At 68.9% G+C, this 19725-nt stretch carries 17 protein-coding genes; 12 read left to right on the top strand and 5 right to left on the bottom strand.

What is annotated here, in order from left to right; all coding sequences use genetic code 11:
• Window positions 1-97: 97 nt before the first annotated feature.
• The 3 genes from IEW34_RS24615 to IEW34_RS30740 are packed head-to-tail and all read right to left on the bottom strand — an operon-like array spanning window position 98 to window position 3110.
• Window positions 98-1468, bottom strand: coding sequence for a deoxyribodipyrimidine photo-lyase (locus tag IEW34_RS24615; RefSeq protein ID WP_188611861.1), 1371 nt, complete (start codon window positions 1466-1468; stop codon window positions 98-100).
• The gene (locus tag IEW34_RS24610; protein WP_188611860.1) at window positions 1468-3003 is read right to left on the bottom strand and encodes a cryptochrome/photolyase family protein; all 1536 of its coding nucleotides are present in this window, start codon (window positions 3001-3003) and stop codon (window positions 1468-1470) included. The genes IEW34_RS24615 and IEW34_RS24610 overlap by 1 nt, the downstream gene beginning before the upstream one ends.
• Complete coding sequence (locus tag IEW34_RS30740) at window positions 3000-3110, bottom strand: DUF2945 domain-containing protein (protein ID WP_244642183.1); 111 nt, start codon at window positions 3108-3110, stop codon at window positions 3000-3002. Before IEW34_RS30740 ends, IEW34_RS24610 begins: the two co-directional genes overlap by 4 nt.
• Before the next feature lie 318 nt (window positions 3111-3428).
• Here IEW34_RS30740 and IEW34_RS24605 point away from each other — a divergent pair, with 318 nt between their 5' ends.
• From IEW34_RS24605 to IEW34_RS24565, 9 genes are all read left to right on the top strand, one after another.
• Entirely contained in the window at window positions 3429-4070 is a 642-nt protein-coding gene (locus tag IEW34_RS24605; protein ID WP_188611859.1) for a TetR/AcrR family transcriptional regulator, read from the top strand.
• A 38-nt stretch (window positions 4071-4108) separates the two neighbouring features.
• Window positions 4109-6172 carry a prolyl oligopeptidase family serine peptidase gene (locus tag IEW34_RS24600; protein WP_188611858.1) on the top strand — a complete coding sequence of 688 codons (2064 nt, stop codon included), beginning with the start codon at window positions 4109-4111 and terminating at the stop codon, window positions 6170-6172.
• An 80-nt stretch (window positions 6173-6252) separates the two neighbouring features.
• Window positions 6253-6684: a MarR family winged helix-turn-helix transcriptional regulator gene (locus IEW34_RS24595; protein ID WP_188611857.1), complete on the top strand. Its 432-nt coding sequence runs from the start codon at window positions 6253-6255 to the stop codon at window positions 6682-6684.
• Between the two features lie 72 nt (window positions 6685-6756).
• Window positions 6757-7263 (top strand): (2Fe-2S)-binding protein, encoded by a 507-nt coding sequence (locus IEW34_RS24590; protein ID WP_188611856.1) that lies wholly within the window; start codon window positions 6757-6759, stop codon window positions 7261-7263.
• On the top strand, window positions 7260-8246 hold the full coding sequence (locus IEW34_RS24585) for an FAD binding domain-containing protein (protein WP_188611855.1): 987 nt from the start codon (window positions 7260-7262) through the stop codon (window positions 8244-8246). Before IEW34_RS24590 ends, IEW34_RS24585 begins: the two co-directional genes overlap by 4 nt.
• The gene (locus IEW34_RS24580) at window positions 8243-10555 is read left to right on the top strand and encodes a xanthine dehydrogenase family protein molybdopterin-binding subunit (RefSeq protein WP_188611854.1); all 2313 of its coding nucleotides are present in this window, start codon (window positions 8243-8245) and stop codon (window positions 10553-10555) included. Before IEW34_RS24585 ends, IEW34_RS24580 begins: the two co-directional genes overlap by 4 nt.
• 168 nt (window positions 10556-10723) lie before the next feature.
• A complete protein-coding gene (locus tag IEW34_RS24575; protein WP_188611891.1) occupies window positions 10724-12487 on the top strand; it encodes an MOSC and FAD-binding oxidoreductase domain-containing protein in 1764 nt (587 codons plus the stop codon).
• Window positions 12488-12548: 61 nt separating this feature from the next.
• The gene (locus IEW34_RS24570) at window positions 12549-12929 is read left to right on the top strand and encodes a nuclear transport factor 2 family protein (protein WP_188611853.1); all 381 of its coding nucleotides are present in this window, start codon (window positions 12549-12551) and stop codon (window positions 12927-12929) included.
• Window positions 12930-12932: 3 nt separating this feature from the next.
• Window positions 12933-13556 (top strand): DNA-3-methyladenine glycosylase, encoded by a 624-nt coding sequence (locus IEW34_RS24565; RefSeq protein ID WP_373288310.1) that lies wholly within the window; start codon window positions 12933-12935, stop codon window positions 13554-13556.
• Window positions 13557-13685: 129 nt separating this feature from the next.
• On the opposite strand, the gene katG is transcribed toward IEW34_RS24565, so the two are convergent.
• Window positions 13686-15914 carry a catalase/peroxidase HPI gene (gene katG, locus IEW34_RS24560; protein WP_188611852.1) on the bottom strand — a complete coding sequence of 743 codons (2229 nt, stop codon included), beginning with the start codon at window positions 15912-15914 and terminating at the stop codon, window positions 13686-13688.
• A gap of 332 nt (window positions 15915-16246) precedes the next feature.
• Between katG and IEW34_RS24555 the strand changes: the two genes are divergently transcribed.
• The 3 genes from IEW34_RS24555 (at window position 16247) to IEW34_RS24545 (ending at window position 18976) form a co-directional block, all read left to right on the top strand.
• On the top strand, window positions 16247-16834 hold the full coding sequence (locus IEW34_RS24555; RefSeq protein ID WP_188611851.1) for a TetR/AcrR family transcriptional regulator: 588 nt from the start codon (window positions 16247-16249) through the stop codon (window positions 16832-16834).
• 108 nt (window positions 16835-16942) lie between these two features.
• Entirely contained in the window at window positions 16943-17533 is a 591-nt protein-coding gene (locus IEW34_RS24550; protein WP_188611850.1) for a DUF308 domain-containing protein, read from the top strand.
• 264 nt (window positions 17534-17797) lie between these two features.
• Complete coding sequence (locus tag IEW34_RS24545) at window positions 17798-18976, top strand: MFS transporter (protein ID WP_244642181.1); 1179 nt, start codon at window positions 17798-17800, stop codon at window positions 18974-18976.
• A 103-nt stretch (window positions 18977-19079) separates the two neighbouring features.
• Here IEW34_RS24545 and IEW34_RS24540 read toward each other — a convergent pair whose 3' ends face one another.
• Window positions 19080-19724 (bottom strand): HD domain-containing protein, encoded by a 645-nt coding sequence (locus IEW34_RS24540; RefSeq protein WP_188611849.1) that lies wholly within the window; start codon window positions 19722-19724, stop codon window positions 19080-19082.
• Between the last annotated feature and the right edge of the window lies 1 nt (window position 19725).

The following is a 19725-nucleotide window of genomic DNA, read 5'->3' as shown; positions in this document are numbered from 1 at the left end:
TGACAGCTCAGCGCTTCGGCCTCTTGCACTCGCCATCGACGAAGGCTCAGATCACGAAAGGACTCTCGCTTCCGCTGGATGAAAAACGGGGGTCACGTCAGCCCGTCTCGGCCTCCGCAAGCTCCTCGACGCGTTTTACATAGGCCTCGATGTCGATCTTGCGCTTCAGACCCTCGGCGGTCATGGAGCGCACCTTGCCGAAAATAGCGCGCTCCGGCCACGGGCGATCGTGCAGGCCGAAGCACCAGGCGACGTTAGCGTAGGAATTCGGATCGCGGCCGCACAGGAAGTAGCGGTTGTTGAGCGACAGGGCTGTCCTGAACGCCTTCTGTGGATCGAGTGACCACTCCAGGATCTTCTTGCCCCAATACATGCGCATGTGGTTGTGCATGTAGCCGGTGATGCGCATCTCGCGCATCGCCGCATTCCAGTAGCGGTCGTGCGTTTGCGCGGCGGCGAGCTGCACGTCGCTGTAGATGTGGGGACGCGGATCGGACCGATGCGCCTCCAGCGTCCTTTGCGCCCAGTCCGGCAGGCGCGCATAGCTGTCGTAGTGCGGCTGATGCTCGACGAAATTCATCGCCAACTCGCGCCGCACAAGGAGTTCCTCCAGATAGGCGGCGCGGTCGTCCCGGCTCGCTTCCGCTTGGGTAACGGCCAGCGCGATCTCGAGCGGCGAGATCTGCCCGAAATGGAGGTAGGCCGACAGAAACGACACCTGCTCCTTCGCCGGCTCGCGACGCCCCTCGGCATAATTGTCGAGCGGTCCGTCGAGGAAGCCGGCGAGCCGCCGCTGCGCCTCGCGGGCACCGCCCCTGAACCGTCGCACCGGGCCGATATCATGGTCGATCCGCAGCGTCCCGAGCAGCGCCGGGATGTCGGAGAGGTCGACCCCGGGCGGCAGGCGCAGCGGTCCGGCCTGGACTTTGATCGGGCTGCGCCGCAAGGGCTGCAGGAAATCCTCGCGTAGCCGCTGGAGCTTTGGTCGCAGCGTTCGCGCCGCCGTCTCGATCTTGCCCGACGCGAGTGCAACCGGGACCACGACGTCGCCCTCGACCTGGATTACGCGCCGCCGCGCCTGCTCCGCCACATTGCGGCGCCATTGCTTCTGATGGCGCAGATAGCCGCGGTCACAGACGACGAGCGCGGCCCGGCGGGCCAGCGCGATCGCGACCTCGTCCGGCGCGCCGCGCTGGACGACGAAGCCGATGCCGCGCGTGGACAGCGCCTCCGCCACATCGCGCAGGCCTTCCAGCATGAAGGCGTAGTGCCGCGCATTGGCCTCGGGATAGCCGTCCATGAGGCCGAAGCCGACGAGCACGGGAAGCCCGAGCCGGCTGGCATGGACGAGGGCAGTCTCCAGCGCCGGGTTGCAGGCTTCGCGCTGCGACTGCTGCATCCAGTAGAGGACGTAGTCGCCCTCCCGCTCAGGCTCGTCGTTGAGCTGCTCAAGCCGCGCCGGCGCCATCACAGAAAGGCCTCCGCCGTGAGTTGGGTTTTCAGAGCCGCAGCCCGCCTGCGGATCATAGCGAGTTCGTCGGCGTCCTTGCGGGCGAGATGGACGTAGGGGTACTTCATCCGCGGGTTCCGAGCAAAACGCGGCGCATGCCGCGCCAGGAAATCCCAGTAGAGCGTCGTAAAAGGACAGGCGTCGTCGCCGAGGGCCTTGTGCGGATCGTAGCGGCAATGACGGCAGTAGTTGCTCATCTTGCTGATGTAGCTGCCGCTGGCGGCATAGGGCTTTGTGCCGACGACGCCGCCGTCGCCGTGCTGGCCCATACCAAGCGCATTGGGCAGCGAGACCCAGTCGATCGCGTCTGAAAACATCGACATGTGCCACCGGTGCACGTCGTAGGGCCGCACGCCGAGCAGCAGGGCGAACAGGCCGAGCACCATCAGCCGTTCGATATGATGGGCATAGGCGTGGTCGATGGTGTGGCCGATCGCTTCGGCCAGGCAGCGCATGTCGGTCTCGCCAGTCCAGTAGAAGCGCGGCATCGGCAGGTCCGCCCCAAGGGCGTTCTCTTCCGCATAGCCCGGCATGAACCGCCAGTAGATGCCGTGGACGAATTCACGCCAGCCGATCACCTGCCGAACGAAGCCTTCCACGGAATTGAGCGGCGCGCCGGCGGGATTGGCGATAACCGCCTCGAGGACCTCCGCCGGCCGCAGGAAATGAAGGTTGAGCGGCCCCGACAGATGCGAGTGGAACAGGACCGGCTCGCCGATGCGCATCACATCCTGGAAACGACCGAAATAGCCGAGCCGGTGCTCGACGAAGTCATCCAGCGCCGCCAGCGCCTGGCTGCGCATGACCGGCAGGTCGAAGCCGCCAAGCCGGCCTGGATTGTGCGGGAATGCGCGCTCGACCAACGCCAGGACGCCGCGGGTCACGCCATCGGGGGCGAAGCTCCTTTCCCGCGGGCACGGCGGGGGGCCGCTGCGGCCGAAAGCGGCGCGGTTATCGGTGTCGTAGTTCCAGGCGCCGCCCGCGGGCCTGCCGTCGGGATCGAGCAGGACGCCGAGTCGCAAGCGCATGAAGCGGTAGAACGGCTCCATGACGAGGCCGGGATGCTCCTCAGCGAAGTCGGCGAAGGCATCGGCAGGACACAGGAAATGCCGGTCGGCGCGGAATTCGATCGGCCAGCCGAGGCGAGCCAATTGCTCGCGCACGCGCCAGTCGCCGGGCTGGAGCACGATGAGCTTGCGCGGCCGCAAGGCCTCGGCCCACCGCCGGGCCTCTGCGGGGATGGTGCCGCGGTTGGCGGGGTCGTCGAGCTCGCTGTAGTGCACGCGCCGGCCTGCCCCGCGCTGCTCGTCGCGGAAATGCCGCATGGCCGAGAAGAAGAAGGCGAGGCGGCGCTTGTGTTGCGGAACGTAGGTCGCCTCCTCGCGCACCTCCATCTGGAGCACCGCGTCCTGCCCCGGATCGAAGTCGTCGAAGGCGGCGGACTGGCCGTCGAGCTGATCGCCCAGCACGAGGACGAGGTGGCGTAGCCTCACCGCTCGTTCAGCTCGTCGGACTTATGCGCGGCCGTCTTTTCCGACATCTCACTGTGGACGACAAATTGCGGATCGCCCTTCTCGCCCTGCCCGAGGCTCTTCGCCATCGCTCGTCTCCCAAGGATGCCGGTCCGCCGCTTGAGGGCCGAACGCCGGTCTGCCTGGCGTAATGTCCTGCCCCTCGCCAACGTTCCGAAGCACCAGAAGAGAATGCTCCACCCCAATCCGGCCCGGCTGCCGCTCCGGGGCGGACGCTTTGCGGTGTGCATCCCTGCGGTCGCGTGGACGATCATCCCGCGAAGCCACGCATGCCTGGGCGCATTACGTGCCCGCCGCCGTCTGGGCCAAGCTCGAGGGAGCGGCTGAGTCGGACAAAAACCCTCCGGCTTGCGTCCGTCACTAAATGACATCTAATATGTCATTTAGTGACCAGCAGACACTCCATCGAACGAGACGACGCGCGGCTCGCCGTGTCCCGGCATGCGGCGAAGCTGTTTGTGGACCGGGGCGTCGCCGGGACGAGCGGCGACGACATCGCCGCCGCCGCCGGCGTCTCGACGCGGACCGTGTGGCGCTACTTCCGCTCCAAGGAGAGCTGCGTCGAACCGCTGCTCGCGCGCTCGGCGCGGCGCTTCAGCGCCCAGTTGCGGGAATGGCCCCGAGACACGACGATCGAGGCCCATCTCGGCGCCTGCTTCGCGCTCGACCGCCAGGCGCCGCAGGACATCGCCGATGGCGTTCTCATTGTGCGGCTGATCGCGCTCCTGCCCAGGGAGCCGGCGCTGCGCACCGCCTGGCTGATGGCCTGCCACCAGGGCGAGCAGGACCTGATCGGCATCGTCGCCAACCGCCTCGACCGCTCGCCGGGCGACTTCGACGTCAAGCTCTGCGCCGCGACGGTCGCCGCCGCCATCCGGGTGATCGACGAGACCATCAGCATGGCAGCCGTCAGCCATGGCCAGACATTCACCACCGCGGAGGTCGTCGAGCGGCTGGCGCAGGCGATCCGCGCGGCCAGCCCGTTGCCGTTCTGCGACCCCGTCGTGCCGCGCATTTTTGGCGCGTAGTCGCGCTTCGCTTCCGCCGATCGCTCCCGGAGAGACCCATGCCCGCCCTCGCGTACCCCAAAACTCGCCGCGTCGACGTGGTGGACGCCTATTTCGGCATGACGGTTGCCGATCCCTACCGCTGGCTCGAGAGCGACGCGGCGCGCGATGCGGACGTCGCGGCCTGGGTCGCAGCCCAGAACACCGTCACGGCGGATTATCTCGCCACGCTGCCCGGGCGGGAGGTGCTCCGGAACCGGCTGACGGCGCTCTTCGACCACGAACAGGTCACGGCCCCGCACAAGCGCGGCACGCGCCTTTTCCACGCCCGCAACCCGGGCTTGAAGAACCAGCCCATTCTCTTCGTCCGCGAAGGCGTGGACGGGGAGGATCGTGTCCTCATCGACCCCAATGCCTGGTCGGCGGATGGCGCCACTGCGCTCGCCGAATGGGCGGCCTCGAAGGACGGCACGCATGTGGCCTATGCGGTGCAGGAGGGCGGCACCGACTGGCGCACCATCCGCGTCCTCCACGTCGAGAGCGGCACGGTGCTCGACGACCGCGTGGAATGGGCGCGCTTCACCGGCATATCCTGGGTCAAGGATGGCTCCGGCTTCTTCTATTCGCGCTTTCCCGCGCGTCAGCCGGGCGCGGCATCGACCGCGGGCATCTCCGGCCACGCGGTCTATTTCCACGCGCTCGGCACGGCGCAGGCCGAGGACCGGCTCGTCCACGCGACACCGGATCACCTCGGCCTGCTGCACGTCGTCGAGGTCACCGACGATGGGCGCTACGCGCTGATCTACTCGACCCCCGGCGCCACGCAGAATGCCTTGAGCCTCGTCGATCTCGCCAGCCAGGACTGGGCGCCGCGCGCGCTTATCGAGAATTTCGACAATCAATGGGCGCTCTTGGGAAACACCGACGAGACCCTCTTCCTGATCACCGATCGGGACGCCGGCCGCGGCAAGATCGTGGCTCTCGATCTCGCCGGCGAGGCGCCGGCCTTCACGGACGTGGTCGCCGAGCAAGAAGGTGTCCTCAACCAGGGCAAGCTCCTCGGCGGCGAACTGGTCCTGGCCTATCTCCTCGATGCCAAGACTGATCTGCAGCGCTTTGAGCGCGACGGGACGCCCGCCGGCGCGATCGAATTGCCCGGCATCGGCGCCGCCGGCGGCCTGCGGGGGGACCCGGACGATGACGAGATGTTCTACGTCTTCACCAGCTTCAATGCGCCGACCACCGTCTATCGCCATGATCTCGCCACCGGCGAAAGCAGCATCTGGGCCGCGCCCCGCGTGAACGTCGACCTCGATGCGCTCATCGTCGATCAGCGCTTCTACCCATCGAAGGACGGAACGGCGGTGCCGATGTTCATCGTGCGGCGCAGGGACGTGACCGGCCCCGCGCCGACCCTGCTCTACGGCTACGGCGGCTTCTCCATCAGCCTGTTTCCCTTCTATTCGCCGGCGCAGGTCGCCTGGATCGAGCAGGGCGGCGTGCTGGCCATAGCCAACCTCCGTGGCGGCGGCGAATACGGGCGGGAGTGGCACGACGCCGGCCGCTTGCAGAACAAGCAGAACGTCTTCGACGATTTCATCGCCGCCGGCGAGTTCCTCAAGGCGGAAGGCGTCACCAGGCCGGATGGCCTGGCGATCCAGGGCGAATCCAACGGCGGCCTGCTCGTCGGCGCCGTGGTCAACCAGCGGCCCGATCTCTTCGCCGCGGCGCTGCCCGGGGTCGGCGTGATGGACATGCTGCGCTTCAACCGGTTCACCGGCGGGCAGCTCTGGACGTCCGACTATGGCGATCCGGCGAATGAAGCCGACGTGGGCAACCTGCTCACCTACTCGCCCTATCACAACATCCGGCCGGGCCAGGACTATCCTGCGATCCTCGCCACCACCGCCGACACGGACGATCGGGTGGTTCCGGGCCACACCTTCAAATACATCGCCGCCGTCCAGGCCGCGGATGTCGGGCCGCGGCCGCACCTGGTGCGCATCGAGAGCCGGGCCGGCCATGGCGCGGGCAAGCCGACCGACAAGATCATCGCCGAGTTGACGGATCTCCTGGCCTTCGCCGCCCGTTGGACGGGCCTGGAGGTCGAAGCGAAGGCCTGACCGGCATCCGGTGAAAGCCGGGGCGGTGTGCACAGGCGCCGTCTGGCCTCGGCCGTCGCGGCGCGCTATGCCGATCGACCATGACCGAGCCCACGGATGACCAGCTCGCCAAGCTTGGCGCCGCGTTCGAGACCTTCGCGCGCCGCTACAAGCTGGCGGAATCGGCTGGCCCCGAGCGGCCGCTCAACGAGCTCGACAAGCAGACGCTGCTGTTCGTGGCCAACCATCCGGGCTGCGGGCCGACCGACGTGGCGCGCTTTCTCGGGGTGGCGACGACGACGGTCTCGTCGGCCACCGATCGCCTGGCCAAGCGGGGGCTCCTGGCGCGGGACCGCGTCGAGGGCGACCGCCGCGCCGTTGCGCTGCGCCTCACGGGCGATGGCGAGACGCTGGTCGCCGAGCTGACGGCCGCGTATCGTGCCATGTATCGGATGATGCTGAGCCGGCTGTCGCCGACCGAGCGCGACGCCTTCGTCGGAATGATCACGAAAATCGTTTATCACGAGGATTGAATAGTACGATCTTCGTCATATCTCCCGAGTGAACTTGGCCGCATGGTCGGCGTTTGCACCGGAGGGACTGCCATGGCGATCATGATCAACGGCGCGGCCGTCGCGGCTCCGGGAGACGCGCGCGTCTCCCTGCTCGACCTTTTGCGCGAACAACTGCATCTCACGGGCACCAAGGTCGGCTGCAACCAGGGCGCCTGCGGCGCCTGCACAGTGCTGGTCGACGGCGAGCGCGTGCTCTCCTGCCTGACCCTCGCCGTTCAGGCGGACGGTCGGTCGGTGACGACCATCGAGGGGCTCGGCAGCGCCGAAAGCCCCCATCCCCTGCAGGCGGCCTTCATCAAGCATGACGGCTTCCAATGCGGCTACTGCACCCCCGGGCAGATCTGCGCCGCCGCCGCCATGCTGCGCGAGGCGGAGGCGGGCATGCCGAGCTACCTCACCGCCGACCTGACCGCCGCGCCGGTTCTGCTGTCGCGCGACGAGGTGCGCGAGCGTATGAGCGGCAATTTGTGCCGCTGCGGCGCCCACAACGGCATCGTCGATGCCATCCTCGAGGTCGCGGCGGAGCACGCAGCATGATCCCGGTCGGCTATGTTCGCGCCTCGTCCCTCGGTGCCATCCCCCCGATGTTAGCCGGCGACGGGCACCGCCTCCTTGGCGGCGGCACCAACCTCGTCGATCTCATGCGCAAGGGCGTCGAACGGCCGTCCCTGCTCATCGACGTGACGGCGCTGCCCGCCACGATCGAGGAAGCGGCCGATGGCGGCCTCGTCATCGGCGCGGCGGCGCGCAACAGTGCGGTTGCGGCGCACCCGCTGGTGCGGGTGCGCTATCCCATACTGTCGCGGGCGATCCTGTCGGGCGCCTCGGCGCAGATCCGCAACATGGCGACCGTCGCCGGCAATCTGATGCAGCGCACGCGCTGCGTCTATTTCAACGACGTCGCCGGCTCACGTTGCAACAAGCGCGCGCCGGGCAGCGGCTGCGACGCCATCGGCGGCTTCAACCGCTACCATGCGATCCTCGGCGCGTCGTCGGCCTGCATCGCCACACACCCGTCGGACATGTGCGTGGCGCTGGCCGCCCTCGACGCCCGCATCCGCGTGGATGGGCCGGGCGGCGCGCGGACCATTCCCATCGGCGAGTTCCATCGCCTGCCGGGCGATACGCCGGAAATCGAGACGGCGCTGGCGCCGGGCGAGGTGATCGTCGCCGTCGAAGTCCCGGCCTCGCCCTTCGCCGGCCGCTCGACCTATCGCAAGGTCCGCGACCGCGCGAGTTTCGCCTTTGCGCTGGTCTCCGTCGCCGCCGGATTGACCCTCGACAAGGAGCGGATCGCCGACATCCGGATCGCTTTCGGCGGCGTCGCCCCCAAGCCGTGGCGGGCTCTCCAGGCCGAAGCGCTGCTGCGCGGCGGGCCGGCGACGAGTGCGGCGTTCGAAGCCGCGGCCGCAGCCGAGCTGGCGCACGCCGAGCCGCTGGCCGGAAATGCCTTCAAGCGCGAGCTGGCGAAGCGCAGCCTGAGCGCCATCCTTGCCGAGCTGGCCGGAGTTTCCCGATGAGCAGGGTCCAGAATGTCGTCGTCGGCTCGGTCAGGACCGCGCTCGGCTGGGTGCCGGCGCAATGGCTGCCCGGCGGCACGCCCGACCCGCTGATCGAGCGGCGGGCGGCGATCGGACGGCAGGCCTCGCGCCTGGACGGGCCGCAGAAGGTGGCCGGCGAGGCGCGTTTCGCCGCCGAGGTCGCCATGGATCGGCTCGTCTACGCGACCCTGGTGCACAGCCCGGTGACGCGGGGGCGGATCACGCGGCTCGACACCGCTGCCGCCGAGGCGGCGCCCGGCGTCACCCTGGTGATGACCCACCGCAACATGCCGCGCCTGGGCACCCTGCCCCTCATCGGCGTCTCCGACCTCACCGCCGTCGGCAACAGCAGCCTGCCGATCATGCAGGACGGCGAGATCCGCTATAACGGGCAGGTGGTCGCGCTCGTCCTCGCCGACACCCAGGAGCAGGCGGACCATGCCGCGGGGCTGATCGAGCTCGACTATGCGGCGGAGACCGCCAGGACCCGCTTTGCGGAGGCCAAGGCCGGCGCGCGCACACCCGCGTCGATCCTCATCGACAAGAACCACGTCTCCATCGGCAACGCCGAGCGCGAGCTGGCGAGCGCTCCCTACCGGGTCGACTATCTCTATCGGACTCCGGGCCAGAACCACAACGCCATCGAGCTTCACGCCCTCACCGTCGCCTGGCAGGGCGAGCAGCTCCTGGTGCACGACGCGACCCAAATGGTCGCCGCCAGCGCCGCCGCCCTCGCCAAGCTCTTCGGCCTCAAGAAGGACGACGTGCGGGTGCTCTCGCCCTTCGTCGGCGGCGGCTTCGGCGGCAAGGGGCTGTGGGACCACCAGATCCTCGCCATCGCCGCGGCCAGGCTCGCCGGCCGGCCGGTGCGCCTGGCGCTGAGCCGCGAGGGCGTCTATCGCATCATCGGCGGGCGGAGCCCGACCGAGCAGCGCGTCGCCATCGCCGCGGATGCGCAAGGTCAGTTCACCGCGCTGGTGCACACCGGCTACTCGGTCATGCCGCCCTATGGAGCATGCCCCGAGCAATACACCATGGGCACGCGCTCGCTCTACCGCGCCAGGAGCGTCGAGATCGTCCAGCGCCATATCGACCTCGACATCGTGCCCAACACCTTCATGCGCGCCCCCGGCGAAGCGATCGGCACCTTCGCGCTCGAGAGCGCGGTGGACGAGCTGGCGCATGCCATGGGCGTCGACCCGATCGAGCTGCGCCTGCGCAATCTGCCCGAGCGCCATCCGATCTCCGGCGCGCCCTTCTCGCAGCACGCATTGGGGCAGGCGTACCGCGACGGCGCCGGGCGCTTCGGCTGGGAACGGCGCAAGGCCGAGCCCGGCACCCGGCGCGAGGGCGAGTGGCTGATCGGCCTGGGCTGCGCCACCGGCAGCTTCCCCTATGCGCGCATGCCGGGCGCCAACGTGCGCCTCACGCTTCATGCCGACGGCACGGCCACAGTCTCCTGCTCGGCCCAGGAGATGGGCATGGGTACGGCGACCGTCCAAGTGCAGCATGCCGCCGACCGGCTCGGGCTGCCGATCGACGCCATCACCTTCGAAATGGGCGATTCCGCCCTGCCCGCCGCGCCCATGGCCGGCGGCTCCTGCCAGACGGCCTCGATCGCCGGCGCCATGGCGGCGGCGGCGGACAAGCTCATCGGCGAGCTGCTGCGCCTCGCCGGCAACGACACCCCACTCGCCGGCCTGCGCGCCGGCGAGGTGCGCTTTGCCGACGCGGGCATCGCCGGCATCGCGGCGCCCGCGCGGCACGAGACCTTCCGCTCGATCCTGGCCCGCGCCGGGCGCGAGACCGTGAGCGTCACGGCGGCGGGCAGCATGCCGCTCGAGTTTCTGAAGTTCGCCATGCACAGCTCCTCGGCGATCTTCTGCGCCCTGCGCGTCAGCGGCGTCACCGGGGAAGTCCGTGTGGACCGGCTGCTCGGCTCGTTCGACTGCGGCACGATCCTCAACCCGATGACCGCCGCCAGCCAGTTCCGGGGCGGCATGATCATGGGCCTGGGCCTGGCGCTCACCGAGGAGACGCTGTTCGACGAGCGCAGCGGCCGCATCATGAACGCCACCCTCGCCGACTATCACGTGCCGGCCCACCTCGACGTGCCAGAGATCGACGTGATGTGGACCGGCATCCCCGACCCGCGCTCGCCGCTCGGCGCCCGCGGCATCGGCGAGATCGGCATTACCGGCGTCGCCGCGGCGGTCGCCAACGCCGTCTTCAACGCCACCGGCAAGCGGGTGCGCGAGCTGCCGATCACCTTGGACAAGCTGCTCTGAGCGGCAGGATTTCCGGTCGGGCTTGCCCCGGTCATCCCCATGGTCTTGACGTGCCACCGGCAGGGCGCAGGCGCATGCGGCTCGACCTTGGTCTCCAAGGCGGGCTAGCATGCCGCGGTGATCGGCGCCGACGACGGTGCATGGCGTCCATCGTCCTGGGGTAACGTGATGGCGCGCCTGTTGTCCTTGAATGTAGGCCTCCCGCGCGACGTCGCCTGGCAGGGGCGGACCGTCCGCACCGCGATCTGGAAGGCGCCGGTGCAGGGCCGGCGCATGGTGCGGCGCCTCAACGTCGACGGCGACGGTCAAGGCGATCTCGCCGGGCATGGCGGCGAGCACCGGGCGGTGTTCGTCTATCAGCGCGAATCCTACCGCTACTGGGAAAGCCAACTCGGTCGAGCCGATCTCACCTGCGGCCAATTCGGCGAGAACTTTACTGTCCAAGGCTTGGGCGACGATCAGGTCTGCATCGGCGATCGTTACCGCGTCGGCAACGCCGTGTTCGAGGTCACACAGCCGCGCGTGACCTGCTACCGGCTCGGCATCCGCATGAACGAGCCGCAAATGCCCGCGCTGCTCGTCTCCCATGACCGGCCCGGTTTCTATTTTCGCGTCATCGCGGAGGGCGAGGTTGAAGCGGGCGACGAGATCGTGCGCCTCACGCGGGGCCCTGAGGCCATGACCGTCGCCGAGGTGAACGCGCTTCTCTACAAGCCCGGGCGTTGCACCGACCGGCTGGAGCGGGCGCTGCGTATCCCTGCATTGAGCGTCGGCTGGCGCAGTTCGTTCGCGGCGTTGCTGGAACAGCCGCGCAACGAAAGCGCGGCGACGGGCGATGCCGCAGGTGACGAGGCCACCGGCCGAGCGCCGGCCTGGGCGGGGTTTCGCCCGATGCGGGTAACCGGCAAGGTCCGCGAGAGCAACGACGTCACCTCGCTCGCGCTCGAGCCGGCCGATGGCCGTCCCCTCGCGGCCGGGCGACCGGGACAATTTGCGGTGCTCCGCCTGCGGCCGGCGCCGGACGCATCGCCTCTGCTGCGCAGCTATTCGCTCTCGGGCGGGCCAACCGAAGCGCGCTACCGCATCAGCGTCAAACGCAACAAAGGCGGTGCGGCGGGGGCCTACGTTGCCGACGGGGTCCGGGTCGGCGACATCGTCGAGATGGCGGCGCCGCGCGGCAGCTTTACCTTGCAGCCGGGGGACGGACCGATCGTCCTTCTGAGCGCTGGCATCGGCGCCACGCCCGTCCTGGCCATGCTGCTGACGCTGGCTGCCGCAAAGTCACGCCGAGAGATCTGGTGGCTGCATGGTGCGCGCGACCGCGAGGAGCATGCGTTTGCCGACGAGGTGCGGACGGTATTGAAGGCGCTGCCGCATGCGCACAGCCACATCCGCTATAGCGCGCCCGGTGCCGGCGACCGGCCTGGCGTGGACTTCGACGCACCCGGCCGCCTCATTGCTCCCGCACTGGCGGAACTGGGCCTGCCCCGCGATGCCGATTTCTATCTGTGTGGGCCGGCAGCGTTCATGGCTGACATGTCGGCCGGCCTCGCCGGCTGGGGGGTGGCGGCCGGCCGCATCCATAGCGAAAATTTTGGGACCGGTCCGTCGCTGACGCCCGGCATTGCCGTCGCTCCTGGCAGGCGCCCGCATCTGCCGACGGCCACCGCCGGCTCGGGACCGCTGGTGTCCTTCGCGCGCAGCGGCCTCAATGTGCGATGGGACCCGTCGTACCAAAGCCTGCTGGAGCTGGCCGAGGCATGCGACGTTCCCGTGCGGTGGTCGTGCCGCAGCGGGGTCTGCCACAATTGCGAAACAGCGCTCGTCTCCGGGGCGATCGGCTATCGGCTCGAGCCGGTTGATCCGCCGGCTGCCGGCAACGTCCTGATCTGCTGCTCTCAACCCCAGGCCGATATCGTGATCGATCTTTGAACCGCACGGCGCGTGCCACGAGGGTAGAGATGGTGATCGGCGGCGGCCGAGGAGGTTAAGAATGGAAGACGGAGAGATGAGACGGGCTCTGGATCGTCACTGGGCCGCCTCCGATGCGAGCGACTTCGAAGCGGAGCATGACATTTATCGTGAGGACGCAGTGCTCGACTATCCGCAATCCGGCGAACGCATCCGCGGTCGGCGCAACATCCAGTCGTCTCGCGCGGCGCAACCAAACCGCAAACACTTCACCGTGCGGCGGATGACGGGCGGGGGCGACCTCTGGATCACCGAATTTGTCCTCACCTACGATGGGCGGCCGTCGTACACCGTCAGCATCATGGAGTTCCTCGACGGGAAGGTCGCCCACGAGACCCAGTATTTCGGCGACCCGTTCGAGCCGGGGCAGTCTCGCGCGCAGTGGGCCGAGCGGATCGCCTGAAACTTGCCCATCACCGGGAAGGCCATCGCACCCCTCGCACGCGCGGAGCTGCCCGTCGATACGGTGGCTCTGGCGCGCGACCTTATCGGCAAGCTCGTCGTGCGTGAACTGCCCGAGGGCGTGGTCAGCGGCCGGATCGTCGAGACGGAGGCGTATGTCGTCGGTGATGCCGCGGGCCATGCCTATCGGGGCATGACCCCGCGCATTCGCTCGCTCTATCTGGAGCGAGGCCATGCGTATGTGTATCTGGCCTACGGCGTCTCCTACATGCTGAACGTCTCCAGCGAGACGCCCGGGATCGGCGCCGGCGTGCTCGTCAGGGCGCTCGAGCCGGTTGACGGGATCGCAATCATGCAGCGCCATCGCGGCACCGAGCGCCTCCGCGACCTGGCGCGCGGACCCGGGCGGCTCGCCCAGGCCCTGGCGATTGATCGCCGGCTCGACGGGCTCGACCTGTGCCGCCGAGGGCCGCTTTGGCTGGGACGGGCGGTCCGCGAGGCCGCCGACGTCGGGGACATCGGCACGAGCGTAAGGATCGGCATCACGCGCGAGGCCGACCGCCCCCTGCGCTTTTTCGTGGTGGGCAGCCCGTTCGTGAGCGGTCCACGGTGGCTGAACACGCGCTGAGAGCCACGCGGGGATGGATGGTCGGGTCAAGCCCGACCATGACGTTGAAAATAAAAGACTTTCTCGTCTCCACCCCGTCATGGTCGGGCTTGATCCGACCATCCATCGTCTTTCAAAACCAACGACGCATCAGGCCGCGAGCTTCTGGCTGAAGATGTCCGCCGGCTTGCCGATATCCAGCCGGTCGGCGTTCATCACCTTGTCCCAGGCCGCCACGAAGGCGTGCACGAAGGGCTCCTTGGCGTCCGCCTCGGCGTAGGCCTCGGCCAGGGCGCGCAGCTCCGAGTGCGCCCCGAAGATCAGGTCGACCCGGGTTGCGGTCCAGCGCGGCTGCCGCGTCCTACGGTCGAGGCCCTGGAAGCGGTTCTTGCCTTCGCTCGCCACCCACTCGGTCGTCATGTCGAGCAGGTTGACGAAGAAGTCGTTGGTGAGCGTTCCGACCTTGTCCGTGAACACGCCCTCCTTGGCGCCGCGCGCCGTGGCGCCGAGCACGCGCAGGCCGCCGACCAGCACCGTCATCTCCGGAGCGCTGAGGCGCAGGAGCTGGGCCTTGTCGACCAGCGCCTCCTCGGGCGCCATGAAGTTGGCCTCGTGGTACCAGTTGCGAAAGCCGTCCCCCACGGGATAGAGCGCGTTGAACGACGCCGCGTCGGTCTGCTCCTCCAGCGCGTCCATGCGGCCGGGCGTGAACGGCACCTGGACGGCGACGCCGCCGTCCCTGGCCGCCTTCTCGACGGCGGCACAGCCGGCGAGCACGATGAGATCGGCCATGGAGACCTTCTTGCCGCCGGTCGCCGAACCGTTGAACTGCGTCTGGATCGCCGCCAGCGCGTCGAGCACCCGGGCGAGCTCGGGCGGGTCGTTGACGTCCCAGTCCTTCTGCGGCGCGAAGCGGATGCGTGCGCCATTGGCGCCGCCGCGCTTGTCGGAGCCGCGGAAGGTCGAGGCCGAGGCCCAGGCGGCCGAGACGAGCTGCGGCACGGTGAGGCCGCTCGCCAGGATCTTCTCCTTCAGCGAAGCGATCTCGCCGTCGTCGATCACGGGATGATCGAGCGGCGGGATCGGATCCTGCCAGATCAGATCCTCGGCTGGCACCAGCTTGCCGAGATAGCGGCCCTTCGGCCCCATGTCGCGGTGCGTCAGCTTGAACCAGGCGCGGGCGAAGGCGTCGGCGAACTGATCGGGATTGGCGTGGAAGCGCCGCGAGATCGCCTCGTAGGCCGGGTCGAAGCGGAGCGACAGGTCCGTGGTCAGCATGGTCGGCTTGCGTTTCTTGCCGGGATCGAACGGGTCCGGAATAATGTCCGGCGCGTCCTTGGCGACCCACTGCTTGGCGCCGGCCGGGCTCTGGGTGAGCTCCCATTCGAAGTTGAACAGATTGTCGAAGAAGTAATTCGACCACCTCGTCGGCGTCTGGCTCCAGATCACCTCCGGGCCGCCGGTGATGGCATCGGTGCCGAAGCCGGTGCCGTGCTTGCTGCGCCAGCCCAGCCCCTGGTCCTCGATCACGGCGCCCTCGGGCTCGACACCGACGAAGGACGGATCGCCCGCCCCATGGGTCTTGCCGAAGGTGTGGCCGCCGGCGATCAGGGCCACCGTCTCCTCGTCGTCCATCGCCATGCGCGCGAAGGTCTCGCGGATGTCGCGCGCCGCGGCGACCGGATCGGGGTTGCCGTTGGGCCCTTCCGGGTTGACGTAGATGAGGCCCATCTGGACGGCGCCGAGCGCCGGATGCAGCTGGCGCTCGCCGCTGTAGCGCTCGTCGCCGAGCCAGGTGCCCTCCGGGCCCCAGAACAGCTCTTCGGGCTCCCAGGTGTCGGCGCGCCCGCCGGCGAAGCCGAAGGTCTTGAAGCCCATCGATTCCAGCGCGACGTTGCCGGTGAGGATGAACAGGTCGGCCCAGGACAGCTTGCGGCCGTATTTCTGCTTGATCGGCCAGAGCAGGCGGCGCGCCTTGTCGAGATTGGCGTTGTCCGGCCAGCTGTTGAGGGGCGCAAAGCGCTGCTGGCCGCCGGCGGCGCCGCCGCGCCCGTCGGTGATGCGGTAGGTGCCGGCGCTGTGCCAGGCCATGCGGATGAAGAGACCGCCGTAATGGCCGAAGTCCGCCGGCCACCACTCCTGCGAGTCGGTCATCAGCACGTGGAGGTCGGCAATCACCGCGTCGAGATCGAGCGTCTTGAACGCCGCCGCATAGTCGAACGCCCCGCCGCGGGGATTGGACCGCGGGCTATGTTGGTTGAGGCCGGCGAGGCTCAGGCCCTCCGGCCACCAGTCGCGATTGCTGCGACGGGTGCTGCGCCCCCCTCCGTGCCCGACCGGGCAGCCACCTCCAGCAGATTCTCCGGATTTCGCATCCATGTTCGGTTCCTTCCTTCTTCCGTCGCCGGCCCTGCCGCGGGCAGACCGCAGGCACGCACGAGCGAGATGGCGTCACCTCGGCTCGCGTTTAGAAATAGTCAAAAGGCGGCCGAGATCGACCCCGCCCTGGCCCCACACCCACCTTCACCGGGAAAACGCGTTGCGGCGGGTGAGGTTCGAGCAGCGAGTCGGCAATGCGCAGCCGGGGCAGGCCCATCCGCGCCTGCGGGGCCTGGCGGTGCCGAGGCCGCCCGTGACGATGGGAGCACGGAGGTTCGCGGGCGCGCGCCTTTCTGCTTGACAAACTCCCTACTAGAAGGTAGATACGATTCATGAGTAATCTCTCCACCACCTCCGACGAGATCATCCGGTGCGCCCGCTCGCTGATCATTGCCGGAGGGTACAACGGCTTTAGTTATGCCGACATCTCCGAAGTCGTCGGCATCCGCAAGGCCAGCATCCACCATCACTTCCCAAGCAAAGCCGATCTGGTCCGCATCCTCGTGGCGCGCTATCGCGAAGAAGCCCAGGCGGGGATCGCCGAACTGGAGCGCTATCATCCGGACCCGGTGGATCAGCTTCGCGCCTACACCGGCTACTGGGCCGAGTGCATCGGCGATGCGACATCGACATTCTGCGTGTGTGCCCTGCTGGCGAGCGAAATACCCGTGCTGCCGCAGGAGATCGTGCTGGAGGTCAGGGCCCATTTCCGTGCCCTGTCGGCATGGCTGGCCTCCGTTCTGGAGCGAGGGGCCGCACGGGGCACGCTCGTTCTCACCGGCACCGCCCGCGCCGAGGCGGAGACGTTCATGGCGACCGTGCATGGCGCCATGCTCTCGGCCCGTGCCTATGGCGATCCGGCGATCTTCGGCGTCATCACCCAGCCTTTGATGGCGCGGCTTGGTGCCGTTCATACGTGACGGAGCGCGAAAAAAGCCTATTTGCCCACCAACCCTACCATCTAGTCGGTAGCCACAAACGTGCGGCCATTCCCTCTACCTTCTAGTTGGATGATAAAGGACAGTTCCATGAGTGACACGATCATCGATCAGCCAAACTCGCCCGCTGGAAGTCGTTGGCTGCGGTCCTACTATTTCACGCGCGCCGCCGCGTCGGCCGTCTGGGTCGCGGCCGCGGTCACGCTGGGCACGAGCGCGCCGGCGGCGGCGGTGCTGCTTGTTGCCTATCCGACCTGGGACGCGGTTGCCAATCTTGTGGACGCCCAGCGCAACGGCGGCATGAAGCGGAACCCCACCCAAACCCTCAACGTCGCCGTCAGCGCCGCGGCGACGGTGGCGGTCACCATCGCGCTCGGGATCAGCATGAATGCGGTGCTCGCCGTGTTCGGCGTCTGGGCCACTCTGGCGGGTCTGGCCCAGCTCGGGACGGGCGTGCGCCGCTGGAAAAGCGCCGGTGCGCAATGGGCCATGATCCTCAGCGGCGCCCAATCGGCGCTCGCCGGCGCCTTCTTCCTCAAGCAGGCCAACGCGGCCGCGATACCCGGCATCACCGACATCGCGCCCTACGCCGCATTCGGCGCCTTCTACTTCCTCGTCTCGGCCCTCTGGCTGACGGTAGCGGCCGCGCGAGCCCGGAAAGCTGCCCCCATCAGGGCTTGACCCACCCGTCGGGCCCGCCGTCACCGCCCGCGCCGCCCGCTTCATGCGGGCCGGCGCCCTCGACCATCGGCGTCGGCGCTTCGCGCCGGCGCCCGCACGTCGGCTTTTGCATGGAGCGTCCTCACCGCACGCGGTCGTCAACCGCAGTGCGCCGTCCTATGAGGGAGCCATGTGTTCTACGTCGTCTTCGAACGCGCGCCTGCCGCCCCGGAACGCCGCGCCACCGGGGCGCGGCCTGCCCACGGGCCCCGCGGCTGCCGATCCATGACACCGTCGCTGGCACGCGTCGGCCTGATGGCCGGCAACTTCGTCGTCGGGGTCACCATTCTCGCGCCGGCCGGCATGCTCACGGAGCTGGCGCAAAGCCTTGGCGTGAGCCTGCGCGAGGCGGGCCTGCTGGTGACCTATGGCGCCATCGTCCTCTGCCTGGGCTCGCCGCTGATGGCGTGGCTCACCGCGCGCATCGAGCGCAAGACGCTGCTCACGGCGACGCTGGCGGCCATGGTGGCCGGCAACCTCGCCTCGGCGCTCGCGCCCGACTATGGCAGCCTGGTGATCATACGCATGCTCACCCTGGTGTTCGCGGCGCTCTACACGCCGCAGGCGGCGAGCACGGTGGCGCTCATCGTGCCGGAGCGGGAACGGGCCAGCGCCATCGCGTTCGTGTTCCTGGGCTGGGCACTCGCCTTCGCCGTCGGCCTGCCGCTGGTGACGATGCTCGCCGAACCGCTCGGCTGGCGCGGCGTTCACGGCGTCCTTGTCGTGGCCGCCCTGCTCTGCACCGCCCTGCTGATGCGGGCGCTGCCGCGCCGCCTGCACGGCAAGCCGCTGTCGCTCTCGAGCTTCGGCACGATCGCCCGCGACAGACACATCCTCCTCATCCTCCTGGTGACGTTCCTCTCGACGGCGGGCCAGCTCGCCATCTTCATCTATATGGCGCCGCTACTGGGCGCGCTCGCCGGCGGCGGCAGGGAGGTGGCGGGCAGCTTCTTCGCCCTCTTCGGCGGGGCGAGCCTCGTCGGCAACATCGCCGCCAGCCGCATCGTGCAGCCGCTCGGCCCGCGGCGCACCCTGGCGATCTGCCTCGGCCTCGTCATCGCCGGCATCGCGCTGTGGGCGTTCGCGGCCGGCTCCCTCGCCGCCATGGCCCTGGGCCTGGCGCTGTGGGGCCTGGGGTTTGCCGCCACCAACTCCATGCAGCAGGCCCGCCTCAATGCCGCCGTCCCGGCGCTTGCCAGCGTCTCCATTGCCCTCAACACCTCCCTGGCCTACGTGGGCCAGGCGGTGGGCACGGCCCTCGGCGGCTGGCTGCTCGCGCACGACCGGCCTGAAGTCGTCGGCTATGCGGCGCTGGCGCTGGCCGTGAGCTCCGCGATCGTGCTGGCGCTGGAGCGGTACGGGCGTCGCCCGGACGCGGCATCACGGTGCACCGCGCAGGTGTGAGCGGCTGTGCGCGACCGGCCGCGCTCCCTGCCGCAGGGCGCCCTCCCGAAGGCGCGCTAGCAGGCGCGTTCGCAGGCCGCGATGGGGCCGGACCGGGTTTGGCTCACCCGGTCCAGCTCGAGGCGAGGATCACGCTGCACATGTCGATCCGCCGAAAGTGCGGATCCTTATGGGCCAGGACGTCGTCGTTGAAGGTTCCGAAGGTGCTGGCCGGGCGGTGCTTCATGCCCTGGTAGAAGGCGTCGATGATGCCCTGTGCGAAGTCGGCTTCGCGGGGAAGGGCGGCGACGACGGCCTCACGCTGCGCGGCCGTGAACTCGTCAAAGCCGCGGCCGGCCACATCCATGCCGGCCCCGGCCTGCACCAGCGCGATCTCGGGGCGCATGAATTCCGGGATGCCGGGCGTGGTGTGGAGGGCGATCGCCGCCCACACCGTCTCGATGTCGCCCTCGGCGATGGCGCGGCTCCGCAGAAAGTCGCGCGCGGCATTCGCGCCGTCCACCTCGAAGCGCAGCTGGCTGCCGCTGAAGCGGGCGGTGAGGCCGATGTCGTGGAACATGGCGGCGGTGTAGAGCAGCTCCGCATCGAAGCCGAGGCCCTTGCGGATCCCCGTCAGCGCGCCCCAGAGATAGACCCGGGCCGAGTGATGGAAGAGCAGATCGCTTTCGCTGTCGCGGATGAACTCGCTCACATCGCGCGCCAGCTTGCTATCGGGAATTGTCACACCCGATACCTCTCGGAGGGCCATG

The sequence above is a fragment of the Chelatococcus reniformis genome, assembly GCF_014640075.1.
Taxonomy (GTDB): Bacteria; Pseudomonadota; Alphaproteobacteria; order Rhizobiales; family Beijerinckiaceae; genus Camelimonas; species Camelimonas reniformis.
This window is presented reverse-complemented; position numbering and strand designations above follow the sequence as displayed.

Excerpts from the sequence above, each read along its gene's own strand:
- IEW34_RS24615 (WP_188611861.1), bottom strand. The coding sequence starts at position 1,468 with ATGGCGCCGGCGCGGCTTGAGCAGCTCAACGACGAGCCTGAGCGGGAG.
- IEW34_RS30740 (WP_244642183.1), bottom strand. The coding sequence starts at position 3,110 with ATGGCGAAGAGCCTCGGGCAGGGCGAGAAGGGCGATCCGCAATTTGTC.
- IEW34_RS24600 (WP_188611858.1), top strand. The coding sequence starts at position 4,109 with ATGCCCGCCCTCGCGTACCCCAAAACTCGCCGCGTCGACGTGGTGGAC.
- IEW34_RS24595 (WP_188611857.1), top strand. The coding sequence starts at position 6,253 with ATGACCGAGCCCACGGATGACCAGCTCGCCAAGCTTGGCGCCGCGTTC.
- IEW34_RS24590 (WP_188611856.1), top strand. The coding sequence starts at position 6,757 with ATGGCGATCATGATCAACGGCGCGGCCGTCGCGGCTCCGGGAGACGCG.
- IEW34_RS24585 (WP_188611855.1), top strand. The coding sequence starts at position 7,260 with ATGATCCCGGTCGGCTATGTTCGCGCCTCGTCCCTCGGTGCCATCCCC.
- IEW34_RS24580 (WP_188611854.1), top strand. The coding sequence starts at position 8,243 with ATGAGCAGGGTCCAGAATGTCGTCGTCGGCTCGGTCAGGACCGCGCTC.
- IEW34_RS24575 (WP_188611891.1), top strand. The coding sequence starts at position 10,724 with ATGGCGCGCCTGTTGTCCTTGAATGTAGGCCTCCCGCGCGACGTCGCC.
- IEW34_RS24570 (WP_188611853.1), top strand. The coding sequence starts at position 12,549 with ATGGAAGACGGAGAGATGAGACGGGCTCTGGATCGTCACTGGGCCGCC.
- katG (WP_188611852.1), bottom strand. The coding sequence starts at position 15,914 with ATGGATGCGAAATCCGGAGAATCTGCTGGAGGTGGCTGCCCGGTCGGG.
- IEW34_RS24555 (WP_188611851.1), top strand. The coding sequence starts at position 16,247 with ATGAGTAATCTCTCCACCACCTCCGACGAGATCATCCGGTGCGCCCGC.
- IEW34_RS24550 (WP_188611850.1), top strand. The coding sequence starts at position 16,943 with ATGAGTGACACGATCATCGATCAGCCAAACTCGCCCGCTGGAAGTCGT.
- IEW34_RS24545 (WP_244642181.1), top strand. The coding sequence starts at position 17,798 with ATGACACCGTCGCTGGCACGCGTCGGCCTGATGGCCGGCAACTTCGTC.
- IEW34_RS24540 (WP_188611849.1), bottom strand. The coding sequence starts at position 19,724 with ATGGCCCTCCGAGAGGTATCGGGTGTGACAATTCCCGATAGCAAGCTG.